This window comes from Phycisphaerales bacterium (genome assembly GCA_020852515.1).
Lineage (GTDB): Bacteria > Planctomycetota > Phycisphaerae > Phycisphaerales > UBA5793 > UBA5793.
The window spans coordinates 554,366-579,156 of sequence record JADZAS010000013.1 but is presented as its reverse complement, the minus strand read 5'-3'; the positions used below and the strand labels follow the sequence as shown (position 1 = coordinate 579,156).

The following is a 24,791-nucleotide window of genomic DNA, read 5'->3' as shown; positions in this document are numbered from 1 at the left end:
AACTCCATGGTAGATCACAACTTGATTGGCGATCTGTCCGTCTCGGACAGCGACGCCAAAGCCCTGCTCGAACGCGCGTTCGGCCCGAGTGCTGAGACCTTTGACATGGACTCGCTCCTCGCCGAGCAGTTCTCGGACCTCACTCCCGGCTCCATTCTCAAGGGACGCATCGTGGGCATGGCCGGCGACAACGTCGTCGTCGAGATCGGCCTCAAGTCCGAGGGCCTCGTCTCCAAGACCGAGTTCGATGACCCGTCGGAAATCGAAGTTGGCAAAGAAGTCGAAGTTCTGCTCGAAGCCATCGAGGGCGAAGACGGCCTGGTCATGCTCTCCAAGCGCAAGGCCGACCGCATCAGGGGCTGGGAGACCATCCTCGAGAAGTGCAACGAGGGCGACATCGTCGAGGGCAAGGTGCTTCGGCAGATCAAGGGCGGCCTACTTGTCGACATCGGCGTGCCGGTCTTCCTGCCCGCGTCGCAGGTGGACGTGCGCCGTCCCAACGACATCAAGGACTTCCTCGGCAAGACCATCCGCGCCAAGGTGCTCAAGATCGACGAGCAGCGGCGCAACATCGTCATCAGCCGCCGCAAACTCATCGAAGAAGAGCGCGGCGAGGCGCGCGACCGCCTGCTCGCCGGCCTGACCGAAGGCGACGTCGTCAAGGGCATCGTCAAGAACATCGCCGACTTCGGCGTGTTCATCGACCTGGGCGGCATCGACGGCCTGCTCCACATCACCGACATGTCCTGGGGCCGCATCAACCACCCCAGCGAAGTCGTCTCCATCGACCAGCAACTCGAAGTCAAGGTTCTTTCCATCGATCGCGAAAAGGAAAAGATCGCCCTGGGCCTCAAGCAGATGCAGCCCTCGCCCTGGGATGACATCGAGGATCGCTATCCGATCAACAGCAAGGTCAAAGGCACGGTCGTCAACATCGTCTCTTACGGGGCTTTCGTCAAGCTCGAAGACGGCATCGAGGGCCTCGTGCACATCTCCGAAATGTCCTGGACCAAGCGCATCAACCACCCGAGCGAACTGCTTTCGGTCGGCGAAGAGATCGATGTGGTCGTTCTCAACATCAACAAGAACAAGCAGGAGATCTCGCTGGGCATCAAGCAGCTCCAGGTCAACCCCTGGGAGATCATGAGCCAGAAGTACCCGGTGGGCACGATCGTCGAGGGCAAGGTGCGCAACCTCGCCAACTACGGCGCGTTCATCGAGATCGAGCCGGGCATCGACGGCCTGCTGCACGTCTCGGACATCTCCTGGACCAAGAAGATCGCGCACCCCAACGAGATCTTCAAGAAGGGCGACACCGTCAAGTGCGTCGTCCTCGAAGTGGACCAGGAAAAGCAGCGCGTCGCGCTGGGCATGAAGCAGCTGACCGAAGACCCGTGGATCACCGCCATCCCCGGCGCCTACCAGCCGGGCATGGTCGTCAAGGGCAAGGTCACCAAGATCACCAACTTCGGCGTCTTCGTCGAACTCGAGGAAGACCTCGAAGGTTTGCTGCACATCTCCGAACTCTCCGACCAGAAGGTCGAGAATCCGCAGGATGTCGTCAAGCAGGGTGAAGAGGTCGAGGTCAAGATTCTCCGCGTCGATACCGACGATCGCAAGATCGGCCTCTCTCTCAAGCGCGCCCAGTGGGGCGACAGCACGGGCCAGCCCGAACCCGGCCAGCCCAAGCATCGCGACCACGTGCAGCCCGGCGGCCCGATGCGCGGCGGCATGGACGACCACGGCGCCCTCGGCACCGACAAGATCCAGCTCTGAATCAAGTCGCCAGTTTCGCTTTTACAGGGGCCCACGTTCGCTGAACGTGGGCCTCTTCATGCGCGCAACGTGAGCCGCCGCCACACTACAATCGCCGCATGCTCGAATACTTCCGCTTCCACGCCGATCTGCCCCACCCGCGTCCCGCCAAGCCCGCGTACATCAAGCGCGGCAAGGGCAGCGGCTGGCCGGAGCACTGCCCGCCCATCCGCGCCGCCAACGCCTTTGGCTGGGACGTCATCAACCCGTTCACCATGACGTTTCTGCGCGACAAGAAAGGCAACTGGGACATTGAAGAAGCGGTCGAAGTCGAATCCGACGTCGAGTTCGATGACGGCGTCACGCCGCATCCTCAACTCAACGCGTGGTTCTGGGAGCGCTCCCAGCAGCGGCCGCACGTGATCACCGATGAGGTGTACGCGCAGATTCGCCACCAGGTGAAGGTCAGCACGTTTCTGTACCTGCGCACGGAGCCCGACGAGATGCTGCTCATCAAGGCCGTGCCCGCGACGCACGCGATCTCGCCGCCCCGGCGGTGGTCGGTCATCGAGGCGATCATCGAGTGCGACTGGTACTACCCGGCCCATCCGTGGCACGGCGTGATCGAACTGCCGCGCATCGAAGATTCGCCGATCGACCGCGTCGTGATCAAGGAGGGCGAGCCCCTGTTTCGCCTGATCCCCATCGCGCGGGCGGAGTACTCGGCCGCGGAGATGTCCGGCGACGACTTCGGCGTCATGTTCGCCGAGGGCCAGCGCTGGCTCAGCGCCCACGGCCGCGAGCCCGAATCGGGCGAAATGAAGATCACCGGCGAGTTCGCCCGCCAGCAGAAGGTGTCGAAGTTCGAAGTGCAGCCGGCGGAATGAGTGTCCTGGGCATAGTCGGGGCGAAAAGCCCCGGCACTCCGGGCCGGGACAGACAGCAACTCACTGGCCCGGCTGGGCGATGCCGATGGTGGCCACGCCGATTCGGCCGCCGGCGTTGCCCGTCGGTTGTCCGCCGTCATCCGGGTTGGCGTGGATGATCACGGCCCGGCCGAGCACGCCGTGCCTGCCCGCCACGGACAAGCCCTTGATCACCGCGTCATATACGGCCTTGCCGTTGGCGTCGGCCTCGAGGTTACCCATGTCGCCGGCGTGATGACGTTCGCCGGCGCCGGGCATGGCGTGGTGATTCGTGTTCGCGGGGTCGAAGTGCCCGCCGGTGCACAGCGCATCGGTCGAGCCGCAGTAGCCGTACTGGTGGATGTGGAAGCCGTGCTTGGAATTGGGCGTCAGGCCCGTGATCTCCGCGTGCACGCGCACGCCGCCGCTGACGTCTTCGAACGTGACGACGCCCGAGACCGTGCTGCCCTCCGTCGGCTGGACGGCGGCGGTGGCGCGGTGGATGCCCATCCACGCCTGGCTCGGCTCTGCATCATGATCGTTGTACGAGCATCCGATCAGCCCCGATGAAGCGCTCAGCGCGATCGCCGTCGTCAGCGCGAAGAGTTGCTGCCTGTACATTGCTTTCCCCTGTCGGTTTGGTCAAACTTGCCACTTTGAATGGCAACTCTAGACCGCTCCGCAGGGATGAGCCGTAAGAGATCGGACTACTGGATGGGATGGGTTACTTCAGCGGCTCGGGTTCGGCGGAAACCGGCTCGGCGCTGGGCGCGGCTTCAGGCGTGCCTTCGCTTCCCCCGCCCGTGTATGTGGAGGGTACGAGGAAGATCTCGACGCGCCGGTTGGCCCGCGCGCCGCCGGCCGCCGGATTGGCCACCACCGGGCGGAACTCGCCCCAGCCCGCGACGCTGCATCGTCCCGGCGCGACGCCGGCGCCGACGATCGCATCGCGCACGCTGATGGCGCGGTGGACGGAAAGGTGCACGTTGGTGGGATGCTTGGCGCGCGTGCCGACGTTGCGAATGGGCACGTTGTCGGTGTGGCCAACGATGCGCACTTCATAGGTCGAGGCCGAAGCGCCCTTGAGCACGTCAGCCAGTTGCTGCAGCGAACTCTGCGCTTCACCCTTGAGATCGGCGCTGCCAAGGTCAAAGGTGAGATCGCTGGTCAGTTGCACCATGCCGCGCTTCGGGTCATACACCATGAGCTCGGGATGGGCCGCGGCGAGCTGGCGCAGGGCCTCGTCGAGTTCGGGCGGCAGCATAACCGGGTCGATGCTGTTGAGGCGCTCTTCGAGATCGGCGTACATCGCCATGGCAGACTGCAGTTGCGACGCCGCCTCGGCGCGGCGGCGTTCCGCCTCGAGGGCGCTGGAGTCGGCCTGCTTGACCTGCTGCCGAAGCGCCTGCGTCGTCGAGTTGAGCGACTCGACATTCTGCTCAAGTTCGGCGATCCGCGCCGCCTGCACGCGGTTAGCGTTGCGCAGATCATCCACGGTGCCCTGGGTGCAGCCGGTCAGGCTCGAAGCGCCGATCAATGCGGCCAGGCTCAGCGTCGCGGTGAGAAACCTCATGGTGGTCCATCCTTCCTCGTGGGGGGCATCAGCGGCAGCGAAAGCGTCGCCGCGACCGCGATGGAGTGTATCGTACGGGGGTCTGGCGAGAAACTCTCCCGCGCCGCTCTGCATCGGCCAAGTCGCATGTCCAGCGTCAAAAACGACCTCTACATCCTCGCCGGAGCCATTCAGGACGCCATCGGCCCGCCAGCCCGCCCCGGCGCCATCCACTGGCGTGACGGGCGGATCATCGCCTTCGGCCCGCCCGAGGCCGTCCCGTGCCCGGGCGGCGCGACCGTGATCGAGCGGCCGGGCCATCTCATCCTGCCCGGCCTCGTCAACGCCCACGCCCATCTCGATCTGACCGGCATCGGCCCGATGCCGTACTGCGGCGACTTCATCGAGTGGATCCAAATGGTCATGGCCAGCCGGCCGATCGGACGCGAGGCGATCAAGGCGGCGGTGCGGCTGGGAATCGAAAAGAGCATCGCCGGGGGCACGGCGATCATCGGCGACATTGCCGGCGTCGGTTCGACCGTGCCTCTTGAGACGCTCCGCGCCGACGGCCGGCTCCACGGCGTGAGTTTCGTCGAGTTCTTCGGCCTCGGCAGCCGCCAGCAGCAGGCGATTGAGGCGATGGAGCGCACGTGCACCGAGTTTCCAGTGGACCGGAATCACCGCGTCCAACTCGGTCTTCAGCCTCACGCACCGTACAGCGCGGGACTGAACGTGTACAAGGCCGCGATTCGCCTGACGGAGTCACGAGGCGTGCCGTTCTCGACCCACCTCGCCGAGACGGAAGCCGAAATCGAGTTCGCGCGCACTGCGACCGGGCCCTTCGCCGATTTCCTGCGGCGCATCGACCGATGGGATGAGTCCATTGAGCCGCTGGGCAAACATCCCCTCGAAGCGATCGCCGGCCTATTCATCAGGCCGGTGCGATGGCTGGCCGTTCACATGAACCACGTAGACGTTGACCAGCGCCTGCAGTTTCTTCCTGAACTGCGGGGAATGTCGATCGTGCATTGTCCTCGCGCCACCGCCTATTTTGGACGTGCTCCCTACCGCTTCCCGCCCGAACCAGTGTGGCGTCGCTTCGCGCTGGGTACGGACTCGGCGATCAATCTCGACCGCACCGACCGCATCTCGATTCTTGATGAAGTGTCACTGCTGCACCGCCGCGATCGGATAGGCGCAGTGGCTCTGCTTGCGTGTGCGACGATTGGCGGCGCGGCGTCGCTTGGATTCGACTGGGATTTGGTCACCCTCCAGCCCGGCCCCTGCGCGGGGCTCATCGCCGTCGAGTTCGATCCGAACGACCCGGCTGATGCGCTCGTACAGGTGCTCCATGAGCCCGGGCCGATCGAGTGGGTGGTGCAAGCGTGGTGATTGGCTGGGGTCGAGCCCCGATCACGGCCTTTTTGCGCCCTGATCGCCCCCGGCGCGCACTATAGTTCTGGGCCCGTCGCCCAGGCGCGGCGAAACCTCCCGGTGGATCGAGTTCAATGAGCGCAAAGTGGCGGCGAGTCAAATCGTGGGACCAGCAGCACCTGACCGGCGCGCTGACCCCGGTGCGGTGGATCCTCACCGCCTTCAGCTCGATCACCCTTGCGGTGATCCTGCTCGTGCTCATCGCCCTCTACGGCTCACTGGCCAGCGTCCCGATCGGGCTGTGGGCGATGATCCCCACCAAACTCTTCGAACTTTTCACCCTGCTGCTGTTCGTCGTCGTCGCCGTCGGCGGCACGCAGTGGTGCCTGGGTGTGGTCATCGGCCAGGGACTGAGCCGCGAGTGGAGGTTTGCGCTCCGTTTCGTCCTCGGCCTGGGCGTGGCGCTGGCGGCCTTTGAACTGTGGTACGTCACCCTCTGGCCGCTGATCCGCTACGAGCCGGCCGTCGCAGCCACCGGCCATCCGGCGCGCGGCGTGCGCTTCTTTGCCGACTTCGTCGAGCAGTACCGAGGCACGGTGCTCCGCCAGTTGCCCTCGTGGGAAATGAGCGAGATCGAGTTCTACGCCTGGTGGCCCTTCAAACTCGTGCTCGTCACCTTTGTTCTCAACATGGTCACCGCGACCATCCGCCGCATTGAGTTCACCTTCCTCAACATCGGCGTTCTCACCGTGCACACCGGCATCGTGCTCATCGCGCTGGGCAGCATCTTCTACGAGCGTGGCAAGGTCGAGGGTGACATCCGGCTCGTGCGCAACAGCCCGCCCAAGAGTGTCTTCTACGACGCCATTGTCCCGGCCGTGTACGCGTGGCGGCAGGGCGATGCGCGCCTCTTCGTGCACCCGCTCAAGGGCCTGGCCCGCTACAACGACGCCCCCGCGGGCTCGGAGTACGCGCCGGACATCGCCATGCACGCGCAGGAACACTTCGCCGAGCTCTTCCCGCCTTCGCTGGAGATCGACGTGGTCGGCGTGATCCCTTACGGCGTGCAGCATCCAACCTGGGTGAACGGCGACGGCGCCATCAACCCGTCTCTGGATGTGCACCTCGAACTCGAAGGCAGCGACGGCCGAAACTTCAACTGGAACCAGCGCCTCATCGGCGGCATGCCCCAGAGCCGCGCCTCCGGCGCGGCCCATCTGCCCGGCCTCACCGTCGAGCATCTCGTCGAGCCAACCGCAAAGCGACTGGCCGACCTCACCACGCCTTTCCCCGGCGAGGGCGATCACGCCATCATCGTGCGGCTGCCGGGTCCCGAATTCGAGCAGACCTACACCATCCGCCCAGGCCAGCACATCGACGTCGGCGACACGGGCTGGAAGATTGACATGCAGCAGATGCAGGCGCCCAGCGAAGGTCTCGCCCTGGTGTCGGCCGGGTACCGCGGCGCTTCATCGGCGAGGCTCAATTTTCAACTCACCGCCCCCGACGGCCGCACGTTCACCCGCAGCGTGCTGCACCAGTACCCCGAACTCTCGCAGGACTTCCTGCCCGGCGCTGCGGGCCAGCAGCCCCGGCGCGTGCCGCCGGATCCTGCCATCGAAGTGGTCTATCTCGACGCGAGCCAGACGTATCTCTGGGTCGTGCAGGAGGACGCACAGAAGCCCGAGTACCGCGTCATCGAGCGCGTGCCCGGCGGGCAGGTGCAGGAGTTTGCGGTGTCCGACGGCGACTCGATCGTCGGCGAACTCGAAGGCACGAAAATGCGCTTCCGATTCGACGACTTCTGGGCCCGCACCACGCAGCGCCTCGACGTCATCTCCGTGCCCGCCGAGGAGCAGGACCGCAGCGCGCGCGGCACGTACTTCCACGCCTTTCTCGACGTCGAGATTTCCGTCCGCCGCGCCGACGGCACCAAGACGACGATGCAGCGCTGGCTGCCGTTCAACCAGTATCTCGATTCCGACTACGAGTTTCTGCGCATCGAGCGCGTGGATGTGCCGGAGGTGGGGCTGGTGAACCTCGCGTTCGGCCGGCTTCGCCGCGCCCTGCCGAGCTTCGCCCTGGCGCTCAAGGATTTCGAGATGGTGCCCTATCCCGGCACCGAGACGCCGCGCGACTACATCTCGACCGTGCAGGTCTACAGCGGACCCGACGACCGCGAGGGCTCTGAGCACATCACCAAACTGAATCGCCCCTACATCTACCGCCGGCCGTTCGAGTGGAATGACGAGCGCAACTTCGCCGCCAACAGCCTCGCGTGGCTGGGCAATTTCGTGGTGCCCGAGCAGTACAAGTTCAGCCAGGCGGGATGGGACCCGGTGAATCAGCGATTCACCGTGCTGGGCGTGGGCAACAACCCGGGCATCTACGTGATTGCAGTGGGGGCGATTCTCATTGGCGTGGGCATCCCGTGGGCGTTCTACATCAAGCCCGCGCTCAATCGCCGGCGCAAGAGAGTCATCCAGGAGCAGCTCGAAAAGGGCCAGTACCCCCGACCCGCGCGCCAAAGCGCCGCAACGCCTTCTGAAGAACTGGTGGGAGCCAACGCATGAGTATCACCGCCGCCGCCCGAATCATGGCCGTCTTCGCAGCCGCCACGGCCTCGCTGCTCGCGCCCGCGGGCGCTTTGGCGCAGGACGACGCGGCGCCCGACCCGCACGCCGGTCTGGGCAGCCAGAGCGAAGGCGCCGCGGCAGCGCCGCAGCGCGGCCCGGCGGGCAACGCGCATCCGACCGAGATGTTCAACGCCGCGATGAGCAACCCGCTGGCCGCCTCGCCGCAGCGGTTCAAGTCTGACTCGAGCCCGGCTCAGAAGTACGATTTTGCCCGTAGCGTTGACCTTTCGCCCCTGGCCGGACTGGCGGTGATGCACAACAGCCGCGTGGCCATTCTTGACACCGTCGCGCGCGACACGATCAGCGAGATCACCGGCCACAGCTACTACCACGACGTCGTGCAGAGCAGCGGCGATTCCTCGCCGCACAAACTCAAGTATGCGGCGCTGTTCACCTACCTCGATCTGATGGCCGACCAGCCGTATTACCTCGACAAGCCGATCATCAGCGTCGAGTACCTGCCGATGCGACGAGGCATCGTCGAGACCGCGTTTCCCAAGGACCCGGGCACGCAGGAGCGGTGGATGAAAGCCACGCGCCTCTCCCCCAACATCATCATCAGCCAGGCCGAACTCATCAACGGCCCGTTCCGCGCTGATCTCACCTTTGCGCGCGGCATGTCGCAACTGCTCACCTCCTTCAACCGCTTCAGCGACCCGCACGCCACGCTGCTGCTCATCGCCCCGGCCAGCGAGGACGGCGACTGGATGCACGTCTCGCGCAACGCCGAACTCAACTCGAAGTTCGTCCAGCTCGGCAACGCCTGGCGGGCCCGCGACGCGCAGAAGGTCAACACGCTTGTGCGCGACATCGCCGTGATCGTGCCGGCCATCAACGCCGAGCACTATCCCCCCGCCTGGCGCGGGCAACTCGAGCGCCTCTACAACGGCGGCAACAACTTCATCTTCGGCTACACGTTCTACTTCCTCGCGCTGGTCGCGCTGCTCATCGCCTTCGGCACCGGCCGCATCACGCTCCAGCGCCTCGGCGTGGGCCTGCTGCTGGCCGGCCTGGCCATCCACCTCACGGGCTTTGTCATCCGCTGGGTGCTGGCTGAGCGCATTCCGATTCAGAATCAGTTTGAGTCCATGTGGGGCCTGAGCCTGGGCGCCTGCCTTTTTGCGACCATCACCATGTTCGTGCGCCGCCAGCCGATCTTCGGCGTCGCCGCGGCGGGGGTGGGCTTCCTGGCGCTCATGGCCGCGACGCTCAAGGGTATTCCGGGCGCCGACATCGGCCGCGAGGCGGCGATCCTCAACACGAGTTACATCCTCTTCTACCACGTGAACATCGTGCTGTTCAGCTATGGCATGATCGCGCTGGGGTTCATCGTCAGTATCGTGTACCTGCTCGTGCACTACCTCGCCGGCCGCAGCGCCGCCACGGTCCAGCTTGCCGCGGCCGGGGTCGGCACCGTGACCGTCAGCGCCGGCGACGGCGGGGGGCCCGTCAACGTCGGCCGCCAGCGCCTGCTCAGCGACCTCGACCACGCGCAGATGGTCATCCTCCAACTCGCGTTCTGGATCCTCGGCGTGGGCATCCTGCTGGGCGCATGGTGGGCTGATCACAGCTGGGGCCGATGGTGGGCTTTTGACCCCAAGGAGACCTGGGCGCTGATCACCTGGATCGTCTATCTCATCGTGATCCACGTGCGCTTCGCCGCGCCCAACCGCGGCCTGACGACCGCGTGGCTGAGCATCGTCGGCTTCTTCATCATGCTCTGGACCTACTTCGGCGTGAACCTCCTCCTGCCGGGGCTGCACGCGTACGCGTGAGCGAGACAGGGCGTCGTCATACCCGCGCAGGCGGGTATCAACGTCCGGTCAACGACAACCGTTGCTCCCCGGCGATCTCCACGTCCGCAGTTATCGATTGCGGCTCTCGCGCCCATTGCGTCGATAGACGGCTGCTTCTCCATTTCAATTCTGCCGTTCGCGCCGCCCACAGGAGTCGGTCATGTCATCGTCGCGCCTCAATCTCTTCTGGCTCATCATCTTCGGCCTCACGCTGCCCCTCAGCGTCGTCATCTCCACGCAACTGGCGAGGCGGAGCTTCGAGCGCGTCCGCATCCGCGGCCAGACGATCACCGTCAAGGGATATGCCGAGCGCGACATCACTTCCGACCTCGCCACGTGGTCGGCCCGCCTGGTCAGTCGCGAGCCGGAACTCGTCGCGGCGTACGCGCGCCTTGAAGAGAACCGGTCACAACTGCTCGCCTACCTTGAGTCAAAGGGCTTCAGCGCCGCCGGCGTGGCGCTGGCGCCCGTGGAGATCGACACGCTGCACGCGCATGACGAGCGCGGCAACGCCACCAACGCCATCGAGTCGTACGTCCTCACCCAGCGTCTGTCGATCGAATCACCCCAGGTTGAGACGGTGGCCGAGGCTGCGCGCGACGCCAGCGCCCTCATCGGGCGCGGCGTGGAACTGCAGGCCAACGCCCCGCAGTACCTCTACACGAAACTCGACGACCTCAAACTCGAACTGCTGGCCGAAGCCACCGCCAACGGCCGCGAGCGCGCGGCGCGCCTCGTCACGGGCAGCGGCAATCACGTCGGCGCGCTGCGCGGCGCCAGCCAGGGCGTCTTCCAGATTACCCCCGCTTACTCGACCGAGGTGAGTTCGACGGGAATGAACGACACCGAGAGTTTGCGCAAGGTGACCAAGGCCGTGGTCACGCTGGAGTACGCCATCGACTAGCGGGCCGCAGGGCCGTCCCCGGCGAGGCTGCTGTCCGCCTATCATCGCCCACACGAGGAGGATTCGCATGGCCACAGGCAATCCAGCAGCCGTTGAAGCCCAGGCGCAGAAGTTCCGCGAGGACTACCAGAAGGTCAAGTCGCAGGTCCAGAAGATGATCGTGGGCCACGAGGAGATCATCGACGGCGTGCTCGTCTGCCTCTTCGTCGGCGGCCACTGCCTGCTCGAAGGCGTGCCCGGCCTGGGCAAGACGCTGCTCATCCGCTCCCTCAGCCAGGCCCTGCAGCTGGATTTCTCGCGCATCCAGTTCACGCCCGACCTCATGCCCGCCGACGTGACCGGCACGACGATCGTCGTCGAGACCGAACACGGCCGCGAGTTCCGTTTCCAGAAGGGGCCCATCTTCGCCCAGATGGTGCTGGCCGACGAAATCAACCGCGCCACGCCCAAGACCCAGTCCGCCCTCCTCGAAGCCATGCAGGAAAAGAGCGTGACCGTCGGCGGCGAGACGCACATGCTCGACCAGCCCTTCTTCGTCATGGCCACGCAGAACCCCATCGAGCAGGAAGGCACCTACCCGCTCCCCGAGGCCCAGCTCGACCGCTTCTTCTTCAAGCTCAACGTCGGCTACTCGAAGCGCAACGAACTCTCCGAGATCCTCAACCGCACCACGCGCAGCGAGTCGCCCGAGATTCAGTCAGTGCTCGACGGGCCCTCGATCGTCAACTATCAGAGGCTGGTGCGGCAGGTGATCGTCGCGCCGCACGTGCAGGATTACGCGGTGCGCGCGGTGCTCTCGACGCACCCCAACGAACAGTACGCCACGCCGATGGTCAACCAGTTCCTGCGCTTCGGCGCCTCGCCCCGCGCCGCCCAGGCGCTGGTCCTCGCCGGCAAGGTCTTCGCGCTGCTCGACAGCCGGGCCAACGTCGCCGTCGACGACATCAAGCGCGCTGCGCTCCCCGCCATGCGCCACCGCTGCCTGCTCAACTTTGAAGGCGAAGCCGAAGGCCTGAGCACCGATTCGGTGCTGCAGAACATCCTCGAAACGCTGCCGGTCGACGCCGGCGTGGGCGTGGGGGCCTGACTTCGCGCGACGGCTGCTCACGCAGGAATGCCTTGCCTGCGCTTTTTTCCGCTGCGCCACCCGACGGAGTTCCGGTTCTGCTTCGGTTGTGGGCCTGAGGGTCGGTACGGTCGTCGTGCGGCTCTTTCCTCAAAGACGCCGCTTGACAGTCCGGTGGACTTTCTGTTAGAGTGCGCCAAATCGCAGTCCTTCATGGACCGCAAAGACCCCAGCCCTTATGGAGGAGTGAACGATGAAACCGGTTGCTCTGCGCAGAATCGGACTCGCCCTCATCACGAGTCTCGCCATGTTCTTCGGTGTTTTGTGTCCCGCTGCGGCTGTGCGCGCTCAGTGTTGCGGCGAGTGGGAACTTCGGTCTCGACTTGGCCCGGCGGCGCGAATCGACGCCGCGATGGCATATGACAGCGATCGAGAGGTCGTCGTTCTCTTCGGGGGTTCAAGCTCGCATTTCGGCGGGGATTTCGGAGACACCTGGGAGTGGGATGGCACTGAGTGGAGGCTGGTCGCGGAGGACGGTCCGTCGCCGCGAGCCGAGCACTCGATGGTCTACGACAGCGAACGTGGTGTCGTGCTCATGTTCGGCGGACGCCTCCAGTATGGCGACGTTTATGATGACACATGGGAATGGAACGGAGCCCAGTGGACACAGGTCGCCGACACGGGACCTTCAAAAAGATTCGGGACCGCCATGGCGTACGACAGCGCTCGACATGTCGCCGTGCTCTATGGCGGGTACAGCGGGACGCTTCGGCGAAAGGACACATGGGAATGGAACGGGCAGGAATGGACTCTTATTGACAATGATGGACCGACGGTGTCCTATTTCCATGTGATGGATTTCGACGAGATGAGGAACGAGACCGTTCTCTTCGCTGGAGGGAGTACCTACGCCTGGGATGGAATCGCCTGGACATTGAGGTCAGAGGAAGGGCCATCGCGCCGCCATAAAGCCACCATGGCGTACGACAGCGTTCGCGGAGTGTCGGTCCTCTACGGAGGCTACGACAGTCCCGAAGTTTTCGGCGACACTTGGGAGTGGGACGGCCAGCGCTGGACTCGGATTTCACTTTCCGGCCCGGATGCTCAATCGGCCCATGCTATGGCGTTCGACAGGGCACGGGGCGAAATGCTCCTCTTCGGCGGCGAAGCCTCCCGGCAGGTGTTTGCGGATACATGGGCATTCCATGGCTGCTCCGGGACCATCCACATGAGAAGCCTCTATTCCGGTTGCCCGGGCGGTGGCGATGGAGCCGTGGCTTGGGCCTGCGCTACGCCCGGAGGAGAGGTGCATTTGCTCTATGCTGCGGGACCTGGAAATTTCACTCTTCCCAGTGGGCCATGCGCCGGTACGGTGCTTGGCCTCGAGCGAGCGTACCTCCGCATCGTCGATTCCGGCTTCTCCGACTTGACCGGGCGTGGTGAGATGGTGGTTGATCACGGCGCAGGAGCATGCGGAGGCTCCATACAGCTGTTCGATGTGGAGTCGTGTAGGCCGAGCAATGTGGCGATCGTTGAATGACCGGAACGTAGATGAGCGTGGTGCCCGGTCGGGGCTCTCGGCTCAAGGCATCACTCACCTTCCTCTTCGGCCATCAATGGTTCGACGAGGCCGCGCAGGGTGATGATGCCGCGCGGCTGTTGGGGCGTGCCGACCACACCCATCACGGCGCCGAGCTTGCGCAGCATCGCGATCGCCGCGCGCGCATCCATCGACTCCCCTGCGAACGGCGCCGGCCGGCAGACCTCGCCCGCCGTCGCGCCTGGTCCGGCGGCGATGAGGTCAATGAGTTCGATCACGCCGACCACCCGGCCGCCGCGATCGACCACCGGATAGCGCGCATAGCCCAGCGTCGCGTGCCGCCGCCGCAGACTCTCGAGCGTGTCCTGCGCATCGAGCGCCTGCACGCGCTTCCACGGCACCATGCGGCTGCCGGCCGTGATCTGCCGCAGCGACAGCGCGCGGTCCACGATGTCCGTCTGCCGGGCCGAAAGTGTGCCGTGCCCCACGCCCTCTTCGATGAGCGCCGCAATGCGGGCCCGCGCGCTGAGCACCGCGCCGGTCATGCTGCCGCCCACGAGTTGCGAGAGCAGCCGGCTCGCGCTCTGAAAGAACCACAGGATGCCCGTCCACGAATAGATGCGACGGACGAACCGCAGCATTGGCGCCAGCGGATATGCCACGACGTCGGCGCGGGCCCGGCCGATCTCCTTGGGGATCGTCTCGCCGAAAATGAACAGCACCGGCGTGAGCAGCAGAGCCTGCACGATAATCGACTTCGCTTCGCCCCATCGCAGCCCGGCCGTCAGAATGGCCGTGATGGCAAACGACACGACGAAATTGCAGATGTTGTTGGAGATGAGCAGCGTCGAAATCATGCGCTGCGCATCGGCAGTCTCGCCGCGCAGCGTGGCGGCGGCCCGTTCGCCCCGGCTCTGGCGAACGATCAGTCGCAGCCGGCTCATCGAGTAGATGGCCGTTTCAAGCCCGGAAAACAATGCCGAGCCGAGCAGGCCCGCCGCGAACAGCACCGCATACACGAGCCACCACCACCACTCGGGCGCCGGCGCCGCAGCGGGGGCCGAGGCGATCGTCAGGACGCTCATTCGATCACCTCCACTTCGACCGACACCGCCCGCGAACGGCGCACGGCGCGCACCATCAGCCGATACGCGCCGACCACCACCGAATCGCCCAGCTTCGGCACGCGCTGCAGTTCCTGCGAGACGAGCCCGGCCACGGTGGAGATGCGCGGCGACTCGATGTCGATCGCGAATGCGTCGGCAAAGTCGTGAATGTTCAGATCGCCGTCGATGATCCATCGGCCCAGGCCGATGAGCATGACCAGGTGCCGGTCAGAGGCGTGCTCGGCGGCCCGGCCGTACAACTCGCCCATCACGTCGTCGAGCGTCACCATCCCCGTCGTCTGCCCGAACTCATCGACCACCAGCGCCAGGCGCGTCTGCGTCGTGCGGAAGTGCTCGAGCAGGCGGTCGAGCGTGGCCAGTTCGGGAATGAACGTAGGCGGCTCCATGGCTGCGGGCACCGTGAGCGACTCGTCCAGCAGAAACCGGCGCATGTTGAGCACCCCCACGATCGTGTCCAGGCTGCCTTCGAAGATCGGCACGCGCGCCAGGCGCGACCGGCGAACCTCGTCGAGCAGCTGGCCACGCTCCACGTCAATCGGAAACGCGCCCATGCGCACGCGCGGCGTCATGATGTCGCGCGTCGTCTGCCGGCTCAGGCGCACGATGTCGCTGAGCAGTTCGTACTCATCGCGGTCGATGACGTGCGCATCGCGGGAGATTTCCAGCAGCGAGTCGAGTTCGTCGTGGCTGATGGCGGCGAGGCGGCCGGGCGAGACTCCCAGGCGAATGAGCGGCTCGATGATAAAGCGGCTCAGCGGCAGCCGAACCGGCGCCAGAAAGCCGTGCAGGGCCAGCAGCGGCACCGCCGTCCAGCGCACCCACAGCCGGCTGTGCGCGGCGGCGAGCAGCTTGGGCAGCACCTCGCCGAAGAGGATGATCGCCGCAAGCATGACCACCGAGGCGAGCACCGCCTCCGCCTGGCCCGCGGTCGTGTCGTCGATGCGCAGCAGCAGCACCGAGGAGACGACGAAGTAGGTGACGTTGACGGTCATGTTGCCCAGCAGCAGCGTGATGAGGAGCATGCGCGGGTTGGCCAGCAAGGCCGCGGCGGCGCGGGAGACGGCGTCGTTCTGCTCGGCCAGGTCGCGGCGCTCGTGGGCCCGCAGGCCGAACAGCGCCGTTTCCGTCCCGCTGAACGCAGCGCTGAAAACTACCGCGACGGGCAGAACGAGCAGCAGTGGAATGTCAGCCGAGCCCCATGGGAACATGGCGCCGATCATAGGGCTTTCGCGTCCGTGGTGACGGCCGGATGGCGGGACGACGGCACGGCGCCACGCAGGCTGCGATCGCGTTTTCCTCGTCATGCCCGCGCAGGCGGGCATCCAGAGAGGCCCCGATGCTCGCTCATACCTGCGTCGCGGCCAGATCGCAAAGTTAAGCCCTTGATCCCTTCCTACTCAATCCTCACGACGTTGCTGGTGGCGCATCGGGTGACGTCGAGGAGTTGGAGGTAGCCGCCGCAGGCGGCTCGGGGGATGCTGGTCTTGACGCGACCGGCGCCGAACTGGCCGGATGATCCGGTGAATGCGACTTGCAGTTCCAGCGAGCCAAGGCCCAGCGGCGTGCCGGCGCAGGGGTTGCCGTTGGGGATGACGAAGCCGCCGGTGCGCCGGCCGAAGAGGATGGCGACGCGGGCGCTGCGGTCAGGCGTGGCCTGGAACCAGCGGACCTCGAGTTCACCGCCCAGCCCGCTGGAGCAGTCGGGGACTTTCTGCAACGTGAGCACCGGCGGCGGACAGGCGCCGCCGCTGCCGGGGTCGAGGTCGAATGAGTAGACGGCGCCGACGGTAAACTCATCTCCGCGATCTCGGCAGTTCCACTGCTCGGCTCCGACAATGGCCTGACCGGCCGAAGCGCCATTGCCCAGAATCAACTCTGAGCCAAAGAGGTCGTTGCCATCGGTATCGTGACCGAAGAGAACCTGGACTGGATTCCACGCTCCCGTGCCGCCATCTCGCTCGAACACGAAACCCGAGCCGGATGCGCTCCCAAATGCGGAATCCACCGGCGCTCCGACAATGAGGCGATGAGCCCCAACCTCTTCGATATCCAAGGCCCAACCGAAGCGGATTGGTCCGGGGTTCGCGACGGGAGGAGTAAGGTGGGCTTGGAGCGTCCATGTGCCATCTTCGTGACGATCATAGATGTAGACCGCCCCCGAGCCGGTCGGCGCGCCGCCGCCGCCTTCATGCGGGCGACCTACTGCCGCACGATGGGTCACACCGGGGATATCGTTCACCAGACCAAGTGCAACGTCGTAAGCAAAGAAGTCCTGATCGACGGGTTGAGGCGCTTCGAATTGCGCCTCAAGCGTCCACTGTTCATTGACAGGATCGAACCGATAGAAGTAGGCGGTACCTGGCTGACGATTACCGACATATCCCTGACCCGGTGCGCCGACCGCAAGCAGTGTCTGTCCGTTTCCTTCGACAGCATCGAGGGTCAGTCCAAACGAGTTGTCAGAAGTGCCGTCCGGCGCCTGAAGGTGCGCGGCCTGATTCCAATTCCCCTGACCATCTTGGCGGAAGGCATAGACCGACCCGAGCACGCCGTGCCCATCGGAGCCTGGCGCCCCGACAATGACGAATGTGCGCTGACTGGCTGTTGCCCACGCCAGCGCCCGGCCGAACCACCCGTATTCAACCATCACATCGGGCAGCACTGCCGCTTGCTCGATCCACTCACCAGATCCGTTCAGTGCGAATACGTACGACTTGCCCGCGCTTGGCGCAAGATCACTTTTGCTCTGACTGCCGCAAGCAAGCAATGGTTCGTTTCCCTGCTCGTCACGAAGGAAAGCGACAGCACTGCCAAACGCATCGAACGCAGTCAAATCGCCTGGACGAAGAACAGCCTCGAACTCCCAGTGGCGCGGTCCTTCAAGAAGATACGTCCTCACTTGACCGCCGCCGCTCTCAAAGTGTCCTTCAGCCATTCGGTGATCTAATACGGTGAGTCTTCGACCAAACGTTTGGAACCCGTCACATGAGGGCGCCGTCAATTGCTGCAACTGCTCCGGCGGGCACGACAGCGACTGCGCGAGCGCTGCTGACGTCCACAGCACACTCGACGCCGCGATCAGAATGCTTTGGATGAAAATAGGCACGCGAGTTGATCTCTCTTTCCCAATCGCTTCGCTATTCAATCCTCACGACATTGCTCAGGCTGCAGCGGGTGACGTCGAGGAGTTGGAGGTAGCCGCCGCAGGCGGCTCGGGGGATGCTGGTCTTGACGCGGCCGGCGCCGAACTGGCCGGCCGAGCCGGTAAAGGCGACTTGCAGTTCCAGCGAGCCAAGGCCCAGCGATGTGCCGGCGCAGGGGTTGCCGTTGGGGATGACGAAGCCGCCGGTGCGCTTGGCGTAGAGGATGGCGATGCGGGCCCGCTGGTCGGGCGTGGCCTGAAACCAGCGGACTTCAATCTCCCCACCCGGCCCGCTGAAGCAGTCGGGAACCTTCTGCAAGGTAAGCACCGGCGGCGGACAGCTGCCGGGCTGCCCGGGCTTGAGGTCGAAGATGTACGCCGCGCCGACCGTGAACTCATCGCCGCGATCTGGGCAGTTCCACTGCTCGGCGCCGACAATGGCCTGACCTTCTGACTCACCGTTGCCGAGAACAAGTTCGGAGCCGAACAGATCGTTGGCGGTGCTGTCGTGTCCGTTCAAGCCTTGAACCGCAACCCATTCGCCAGTTCGACTGTCGCGCTCAAGTACGTACGCCGATCCCGATCCACCACCGAACGCTGAGTCCACTGGGGCGCCGACGATAAGACGGTTCGCTCCATCCTTGTTCAGGTCCACCGACCAACCGAAGCGTATCTGACCGGGGTTTGGAGTCGGCGGCGTGATGTGCGCCTCAAGCGTCCATGAGCCGTCGTCTTGCCGGTCATACACATAAACCGCGCCTCGTCCCGTGGGTGCCCCATTGCCGCCTTCGTGTGGTCGACCGACGGCCACGCGATGGGTGACGCCCGGTACATCGTTTACGAGACCAATTGCGACGTCATAGCCGAAGAAATCCTGGTCGTAAGGAACGGGAGCCTGGAACTGCGCTTCGACGATCCACTCATCGTTGACTGCATCAAACCGATAGAAGTAGACGGTGCCGGGCAACTGACGAGCAACATACGCATGGCCTGGCGCTCCCACCGCCAGAACACTTACGCCGTTTCCCTCAATGTGATCGAGTGCAAAGCCATAGGCATCTTCGGGCGCTTGATCAGGGGCTTCAATGCTCCACGCTTGACTCCAGACACCCTGCACATCTGCTGTGAACCCATGTACGGCACCGATTAGACCATGTCCATCTGACCCCGGCGCGCCAACAACGCACACGGAACGTTCACCGGTTCTTGCCCAAGTCACTTCATGACCGAACCAAGAATTGGCCACTCGGGGTTGCGCAGTCAGCATTTGGATGTAAGCCCACTGCCCCATCTGGTGATCAAAACTGAACAGATCGACGACTCCAGCCGTGTACACATCGCCACTTTCCTGCGATCGTCCGACCGCTAACAGGTCTGGCGTGGCGAGCTCAATGGAGGCTCCGAAGTTGTCGATGGGGTGCAAGCCGGGCGGGCTCAACTCTGATTCGAACGTCCATTGCGATGGACCCGAAAGCACATACGTCCGCACCTTGCCGCCACTTTGCTCGTAGTGCCCCTCCGCGAGTCGTCCATCGAACACCGCCAGTCGCCGACCAAACGTCTGGAATTCGGTGCACGAAGGTGCGGTTAGCTGTTCGAGCTGCATTGGTGGACAGGGCGGGAGATTGGTCGGAGCACCCGCAGCGGCGGCGAGTCCAGTCATGGTGCCAAGCACGCTAAGACCAAGTGACCGAATGACCATCTTCGACTCCCATTCCACGCAAACGTGCGTCCTCGATTCGTCCCGTTAGTTTGCGGGGTGTGTCGGATCGGATTCTGCATCCGACACAAAACACCATTAGAAGTCTCGGTAGTACACACCGCCTCGGTCGTCTTTGTTCGGTGCCAACACCGCGTCCCACCCAGGACAGCCGATCATGAGATCATCGTTGTGCGGCGATGCACCATCTACATCACCCGCAAAATGATGGATCGACCCAAGTAGGGCGATAGTCGTTCGTTCGAAGCAAGACAGTCGATTTGCTCCTCGGGCCACCCATTGGTCGCGTAATCAGGAAGCGGAAAGACGTAGACTCGGCCGACATCGGTCTGGGGGCTCTGTTCGGTGACGTCGTAGAGGTTGCTGCTGATCAAGATGTCGTTAACACCATCGCCGTTGATGTTTCCTCCCGACGCCAGGGCCTGGCCGAACTTGTCGCCTGTCGCCTCGCCATCGAAGACGAACTTGGCGTAGGCCTCTGCATCCTGTTCGGTGCTGGGATAGTCGACGCCCCCGCGAAGAGGTAGACCTTGCCCACAGCCAAACTCCCGGGATGAGCCCTCTCCGGCGAAATCTCAATACACGCCATTCATTGTCCGGATTTCTGACCGCCTGTCAAGGAAAAACCCCTGCATGGCATCAACGTTGGTTCACCTGGCGGGTCTGGCGAGAAAAAGTACGACACTTCCACGCAGGCGGGCCCTGACCCCCGGCGCGATGCGGGATCTCCAATCGAAGGGCCCTTCAATCCGGCTTCACGTTCCGCGACTGCAGGTCGTACCAGCCCTGCGTGGGATCGTAGACGAACTTGAGTTGACGCTTGCTGAACTGTTCGTACCAGTCTTCCCAGTCCATGAGTTCGAGTTCTTCGGGCGGGGCAAAAGTGCCGCCGCCGATGCGGATGCGAGTCTTGTCCCCGGCCACATGTCCGGGCCAGTATCCGTTGGCTTCGCACCACATGCGGATCGCGTGAAGGCTCGTGGTTTCGTAGTTCGTCATGACGCGGCAAGTGTAGCGTGGGCGATGGCATCGAGGCATCGAGGCAACAAGGCGCCGAGGATGTCAGTGAGCGGCGACGCGGAGGCTCTGCGCCGCGGAGCGCGACCGCGTCCCACCGCGCGCCTCAGCGCTCACGGCCCCAAGCCCACCGGCGCGGGCATGAACACGATATCACGCCCCGCATCCACCACCACCAGCCCGTCGAGCGCCTGGATGCCGTTGGGCCCGGGCAGTTCCGTTCGATCGTCGAGTTCGTAAGGCTGATCAATGCGGCGGCCGGTGAGATCGAGCGTGTGCATCTCGACGGAGCGCGGCAGGCCCCGGGCGGCATTGTCCACCGTGACAACGACAATGATGCGGTCAGCGGCGCACGCAACGCCTTGCACCGTGGCGTTCACGCGGCCCGAACCGGCCATGAGACCGGAGATCGACCCGTCGCTTTCGATCACGTACACGCCGTTGTGCGCCTTGAGCACGAAGCGGTCCATGTGGCGAACGATGCGCGGATCGGATTCGCCGCTGTCGATCGGGGCGATCATCGGTTGGGCGGTGATGGCTGCAGTATCGAGATCGATACTCACGGCCTGGCCGTCGCCGCGGAACACGAGCAGGCTCGAGCCCGTCAGTCCCGCCCACTTCGGATCGGCCAGCGATTCATCGCTGATGGCCCAGCGCTGCTGGCGCCGCAGCGAGTCGAAGCAGAAGATCCGTCCCTGCGTCGCATAGACGACCTCGCCGCGCGGACTGAGTACGGCGAAGTCCAGCGGCACGAAGCGATCCGTCTCGATGTCGACGACCGTCGCGCCGGTCTGCGGTCGCAGCAGCAGGACGTGATTGGATTCGACTTCGCGCCGGCCGCGCCGCCCGCCGCTCTGTGTCGCCCCCGCCACGAGCAGCAGCGAGTCGGAAGCGCTGACGGACTTGACGGCGTCGATGTCCGCCGTGATGGCCCACCGGACCTCACCCGTGCGCCGATCGAGGCATCCAATGCGCCCGGTCTCTTCGGCCAGGATGACGGAATCGGCAGTCACGGCGGGAAACAGCCTGCCGCTGGGGCGCGAACCGTCGTTGCGCTCGAACCACCCGTCAAAATCACCCGAGCGCCACAGCGTGCGCTTCTGGGCCATGTCGTACGCTTCGACGATGCGGTCGCCGCGGCTGGCGAGCACGCCCAGCAGCGCCACGCTGCCGTCCACCGCGAGCAGTTCCTTGGTGGGTGAGTCGAGTATCTCGATGAACTGCGCGCGGTTGCTCGAGTCGTAGCCGATGAGATTCCGGTTGTCGCGCACCAGCGCGTACTGCGACGACGGCGAACCGACCGCCGGAGTGAGCAGCGTCTGGCCTTCTTTGATGTCGGCAAGTTGTCCCAGCGGCCCGATCGCCGCAAGGCGCTCGCCGGGCGGGAGCAGTGATGCAAAGCGCTGCCGCCATTCGTCGATCGAGAGCGGCCGGCCCTCGACAAGCGGCACGGTTGCCGTCGCGTCGCCGCGCTCCACGGTTCGAAGCAATTGCATGCCCTCGAACCACTGGCCGGTGGCCTCGTATATCTGCAGCAGTTCAGAGCGGACGCGGCCCAGCGCCGGCTGCACCGGCTGGAGACTCAGGCCGAAGCGCAGCGCCGCCTCGGCTGCATCCGTGCGCCCCTCCAGCCGCAACTGGTGCGAAGCGGCGATGCAGGCGCTCGAGGCGACTTCGGCCAGCGGATAGCGCCGCGCTACCCGGAGCAGTTCATCGGCGCTGCCCTGCGAGCGAGCGGACTGGAACTCGCGCTGCGCCGTGTCCTCATACGGCCGGTATAGGTCGCGATGGCCGTCGGCGACCACCGCCGTCAACCGGAATCGCGCCACGTCGCCGGCGCGGCGCGTCGAGCCCTGCTCAGTCCACGGCTCGTCGATGAGCGCTGGAGTCGTCAGCACTGCTTCATATGAATCGATCGCCCCGGCCGCGTCCCCCGCCTGGGCCAGGCTTCCCGCGTGGCTGAGCAGAAACGCCAGGCGCTGCTGGGGCGTTGCGGCCAGCAACTCGAGCCGGTAGTAGATCGCGTCGGACAGTTCATCAGGCAGCACCGAGTGAGGGGCCATGTCCAGCAGACCCGCGAAGAGGCGCTCCTGGGCCGTGCTGTTGATCTCGCTGAGCGGGTCGGCGTTGATAATGTCGATGGCGCGGTCGATCGAAGTCATCAGCGTCTCGAGCCGGCGATGCTGAAACGCCAGCCGCGCCAGACTGATCGCCGGGTTCGGGTCGTGGGGGTTGGCCTCGAGCCGCGCCCTCAGATGCGGCTCGCCGATTTCATAAGGGATGAACGACTCGAGCCGCTCGGCCGACGCCAGCAATACCTCGCCGCCCACCATCACCGGCACGGCCAGTTGATTGATCTCGACGGACTCGAGTTCCTTGCCGCTGGCGTCAAAGATGCGCAGCCGCTGATTCGTCGGCACGAGCACGCGCCCGGGGCCGGTGGTCACGCGGCCGTTGATGAACTCGTCCGGGCGCAGCGGAATCCAGTTTCCCGCCGGGTGATCGAGGCCGTCCAGGGCGATGCGCGTGATCGACTGGCCCGGGAGCGGCGGGCCGATCGCCAGCAGTGCATTGTCGCCGTGAGCGAGATAGAGCGGGTCGCCCCAGGATGTGGCGGCATGGAACGAGCGCTGCGCGCCGGTGAGCGGATCGAGCACAACGATGCCGCGCCTGCTGGGCGTGAAGCCGATGACGCCGATGGGCGTCATGAGCATGGTGTCGTACGTGCTCGGCGGCGTGAGGTCGCCGCGCATCCGCGCGCCGAATGGTTCGTGCACGCGCAGCCAGCGCACCAGCCCGCTTCGCGCATCGATCGCCGTCATCGCGCCCAGCGGCGTGGAGAAGTAGATCGTGCCGTCGGCCAGCAGCGGGCGCGTCGAAGGCAGCACCGCGTAATAGCCGAAGATCGCCGAACTCGCCAGATGCTGGTGCCACACGCGCCGTCCCGTCGCCAGGTCCACCCCCGCCAGGTAGTCCGACGCCAGTCGCAGCGTCTGCTTGCGCACGGTCACAATCACGAGTCCGTCGTGCACGATCGGCATACCGATGAACGAAGCGCCGCTCAATTCGTCGCTGATGCCGCCGGGCGTCGTCGTCCACAGCCGCTCGCCGGTGTTGGCGTCGTGGCAGATGACCAGGGTGTGCAGATCGGGGTCGCTCGCAGGACGCATCACGATCGCCACGACGCGATCCTTGTCCACCGCCGCGATGGTCGGATCATTCTGAATCGAGGTGGAATCGAGCATGCTCGGGAAGCGACCGTCGTCGGACGATGCCGTCAGGCCGTAATCGGCCTCCCAGCGCTCGCGTCCATCGAAGCGGTCGAGCGCGGTGAGCGTGACGCCGTTGTGAATAAAGACAAAGTCACTGGTGACAGTCGGGATGATGGAAAGCAGCCTTGCCGTCTCCTCGTCGCTGCGCTGCGCCGGCTCGGGAATGCCGCCGCGCCGCGTGCGCATCGGAATCGAGCGGAAATTCTCGAGGTCGTGGCGCCAGGTCGGCGACTTACCCATTTGCGCCAGCGTGGCGCGATCCAGCGCTGCCGAACTCTCGGCGTCGCTGGGCGGCGGCTGCTCGAACGTCCCGCTGATCCGCTCGGCCAGTTCACGCAGTCGCTTCGATTCGGGCCGATCCGCGATGGCCTCAATTGCCTGCGAAACCAGACCCGGCCGGCCGCCATAGACGCCCGTGAGCACCGACAGCATGCCCCACCGGCTTTGCGCTTCGCCCGCAAGTCGAGGGTGCTGCCGACACTCCGTCAGCACGTCGGCGGCAAAGTCGAACCTCGCCCGCACCATCATCGACTCGGCGACGTCCAGCGCGGCCGTAAGCCCCGCCGGCGTGAGGAAGCGGCTGATGAAAACCTCGTCCGCCCGGCCCTCTTCAAGCAATCGATGAGCGACCGGCTCGTTGACCTCCACGTACGCGGCCAGCAGATCGGGCTGGCCGAGGAGCACTTCCTGGACCCCTTGGCGCACCGAAACGAACGCGAATTCCTGGTCGGCAGCCCTGAGAAGGCGATAGGGGAACTGGTCCAGCAGCCGCTGGTATAAACGGAGGGCCTCGGCGGTGTTGCCGATCCGCACCTGGTCGTGGGCCTGATCGAACCACTGACTCGCTTCGGGCGAGTCATCGATGAACACGGGCGTCGGCGCCACGGTCTGGCCAGCGGCAAGGGGGCAGCAGAGGCCGATGATCGCAAGAATCAGGGCGAAACCGGGTGTTTTTCGTTTGCAAAGACGGTGATCGGACGTAGGC

At 65.0% G+C, this 24,791-nt stretch carries 17 protein-coding genes; 8 read left to right on the top strand and 9 right to left on the bottom strand.

Annotated features, from left to right (window positions below; genetic code table 11):
• The first annotated feature begins 6 nt into the window (after nt 1-6).
• Complete coding sequence (locus IT430_08590) at nt 7-1,776, top strand: 30S ribosomal protein S1 (GenBank protein ID MCC6907981.1); 1,770 nt, start codon at nt 7-9, stop codon at nt 1,774-1,776.
• Nucleotides 1,777-1,874: 98 nt separating this feature from the next.
• Complete coding sequence (locus IT430_08585) at nt 1,875-2,642, top strand: hypothetical protein (protein ID MCC6907980.1); 768 nt, start codon at nt 1,875-1,877, stop codon at nt 2,640-2,642.
• Between the two features lie 60 nt (nt 2,643-2,702).
• Here the strand turns inward: IT430_08585 and IT430_08580 are convergent, their stop codons facing one another.
• Together IT430_08580 and IT430_08575 are read right to left on the bottom strand one after the other, a co-directional pair.
• Nucleotides 2,703-3,281, bottom strand: coding sequence for a superoxide dismutase family protein (locus IT430_08580; GenBank protein ID MCC6907979.1), 579 nt, complete (start codon nt 3,279-3,281; stop codon nt 2,703-2,705).
• A 103-nt stretch (nt 3,282-3,384) separates the two neighbouring features.
• The gene (locus IT430_08575) at nt 3,385-4,233 is read right to left on the bottom strand and encodes an OmpA family protein (GenBank protein MCC6907978.1); all 849 of its coding nucleotides are present in this window, start codon (nt 4,231-4,233) and stop codon (nt 3,385-3,387) included.
• 126 nt (nt 4,234-4,359) lie between these two features.
• Here IT430_08575 and IT430_08570 point away from each other — a divergent pair, with 126 nt between their 5' ends.
• The 6 genes from IT430_08570 to IT430_08545 all read left to right on the top strand — a co-directional run bounded on the left by IT430_08570 (nt 4,360) and on the right by IT430_08545 (nt 13,528).
• Entirely contained in the window at nt 4,360-5,604 is a 1,245-nt protein-coding gene (locus tag IT430_08570; protein ID MCC6907977.1) for an amidohydrolase family protein, read from the top strand.
• Between the two features lie 116 nt (nt 5,605-5,720).
• Nucleotides 5,721-8,159 (top strand): hypothetical protein, encoded by a 2,439-nt coding sequence (locus tag IT430_08565; protein ID MCC6907976.1) that lies wholly within the window; start codon nt 5,721-5,723, stop codon nt 8,157-8,159.
• Complete coding sequence (ccsA, locus tag IT430_08560; GenBank protein MCC6907975.1) at nt 8,156-9,997, top strand: cytochrome c biogenesis protein CcsA; 1,842 nt, start codon at nt 8,156-8,158, stop codon at nt 9,995-9,997. Before IT430_08565 ends, ccsA begins: the two co-directional genes overlap by 4 nt.
• A gap of 181 nt (nt 9,998-10,178) precedes the next feature.
• A complete protein-coding gene (locus IT430_08555; GenBank protein MCC6907974.1) occupies nt 10,179-10,922 on the top strand; it encodes an SIMPL domain-containing protein in 744 nt (247 codons plus the stop codon).
• 67 nt (nt 10,923-10,989) lie between these two features.
• Nucleotides 10,990-12,009: an AAA family ATPase gene (locus IT430_08550; GenBank protein ID MCC6907973.1), complete on the top strand. Its 1,020-nt coding sequence runs from the start codon at nt 10,990-10,992 to the stop codon at nt 12,007-12,009.
• A 391-nt stretch (nt 12,010-12,400) separates the two neighbouring features.
• Nucleotides 12,401-13,528 (top strand): hypothetical protein, encoded by a 1,128-nt coding sequence (locus IT430_08545; GenBank protein ID MCC6907972.1) that lies wholly within the window; start codon nt 12,401-12,403, stop codon nt 13,526-13,528.
• 50 nt (nt 13,529-13,578) lie between these two features.
• Here the strand turns inward: IT430_08545 and IT430_08540 are convergent, their stop codons facing one another.
• The 7 genes from IT430_08540 to IT430_08510 all read right to left on the bottom strand — a co-directional run bounded on the left by IT430_08540 (nt 13,579) and on the right by IT430_08510 (nt 24,691).
• A complete protein-coding gene (locus IT430_08540; protein MCC6907971.1) occupies nt 13,579-14,613 on the bottom strand; it encodes a DUF21 domain-containing protein in 1,035 nt (344 codons plus the stop codon).
• Entirely contained in the window at nt 14,610-15,863 is a 1,254-nt protein-coding gene (locus IT430_08535; protein ID MCC6907970.1) for an HlyC/CorC family transporter, read from the bottom strand. Before IT430_08535 ends, IT430_08540 begins: the two co-directional genes overlap by 4 nt.
• A 185-nt stretch (nt 15,864-16,048) precedes the next feature.
• Nucleotides 16,049-17,800, bottom strand: coding sequence for an FG-GAP repeat protein (locus tag IT430_08530; protein ID MCC6907969.1), 1,752 nt, complete (start codon nt 17,798-17,800; stop codon nt 16,049-16,051).
• Complete coding sequence (locus IT430_08525; GenBank protein ID MCC6907968.1) at nt 17,793-19,499, bottom strand: FG-GAP repeat protein; 1,707 nt, start codon at nt 19,497-19,499, stop codon at nt 17,793-17,795. The genes IT430_08530 and IT430_08525 overlap by 8 nt, the downstream gene beginning before the upstream one ends.
• A gap of 206 nt (nt 19,500-19,705) precedes the next feature.
• Complete coding sequence (locus IT430_08520; GenBank protein ID MCC6907967.1) at nt 19,706-19,936, bottom strand: hypothetical protein; 231 nt, start codon at nt 19,934-19,936, stop codon at nt 19,706-19,708.
• Nucleotides 19,937-20,261: 325 nt separating this feature from the next.
• Nucleotides 20,262-20,516, bottom strand: a complete 255-nt coding sequence (locus IT430_08515; protein MCC6907966.1) for a hypothetical protein — start codon at nt 20,514-20,516, stop codon at nt 20,262-20,264.
• 131 nt (nt 20,517-20,647) lie between these two features.
• Nucleotides 20,648-24,691 (bottom strand): PQQ-binding-like beta-propeller repeat protein, encoded by a 4,044-nt coding sequence (locus IT430_08510; protein ID MCC6907965.1) that lies wholly within the window; start codon nt 24,689-24,691, stop codon nt 20,648-20,650.
• Between the last annotated feature and the right edge of the window lie 100 nt (nt 24,692-24,791).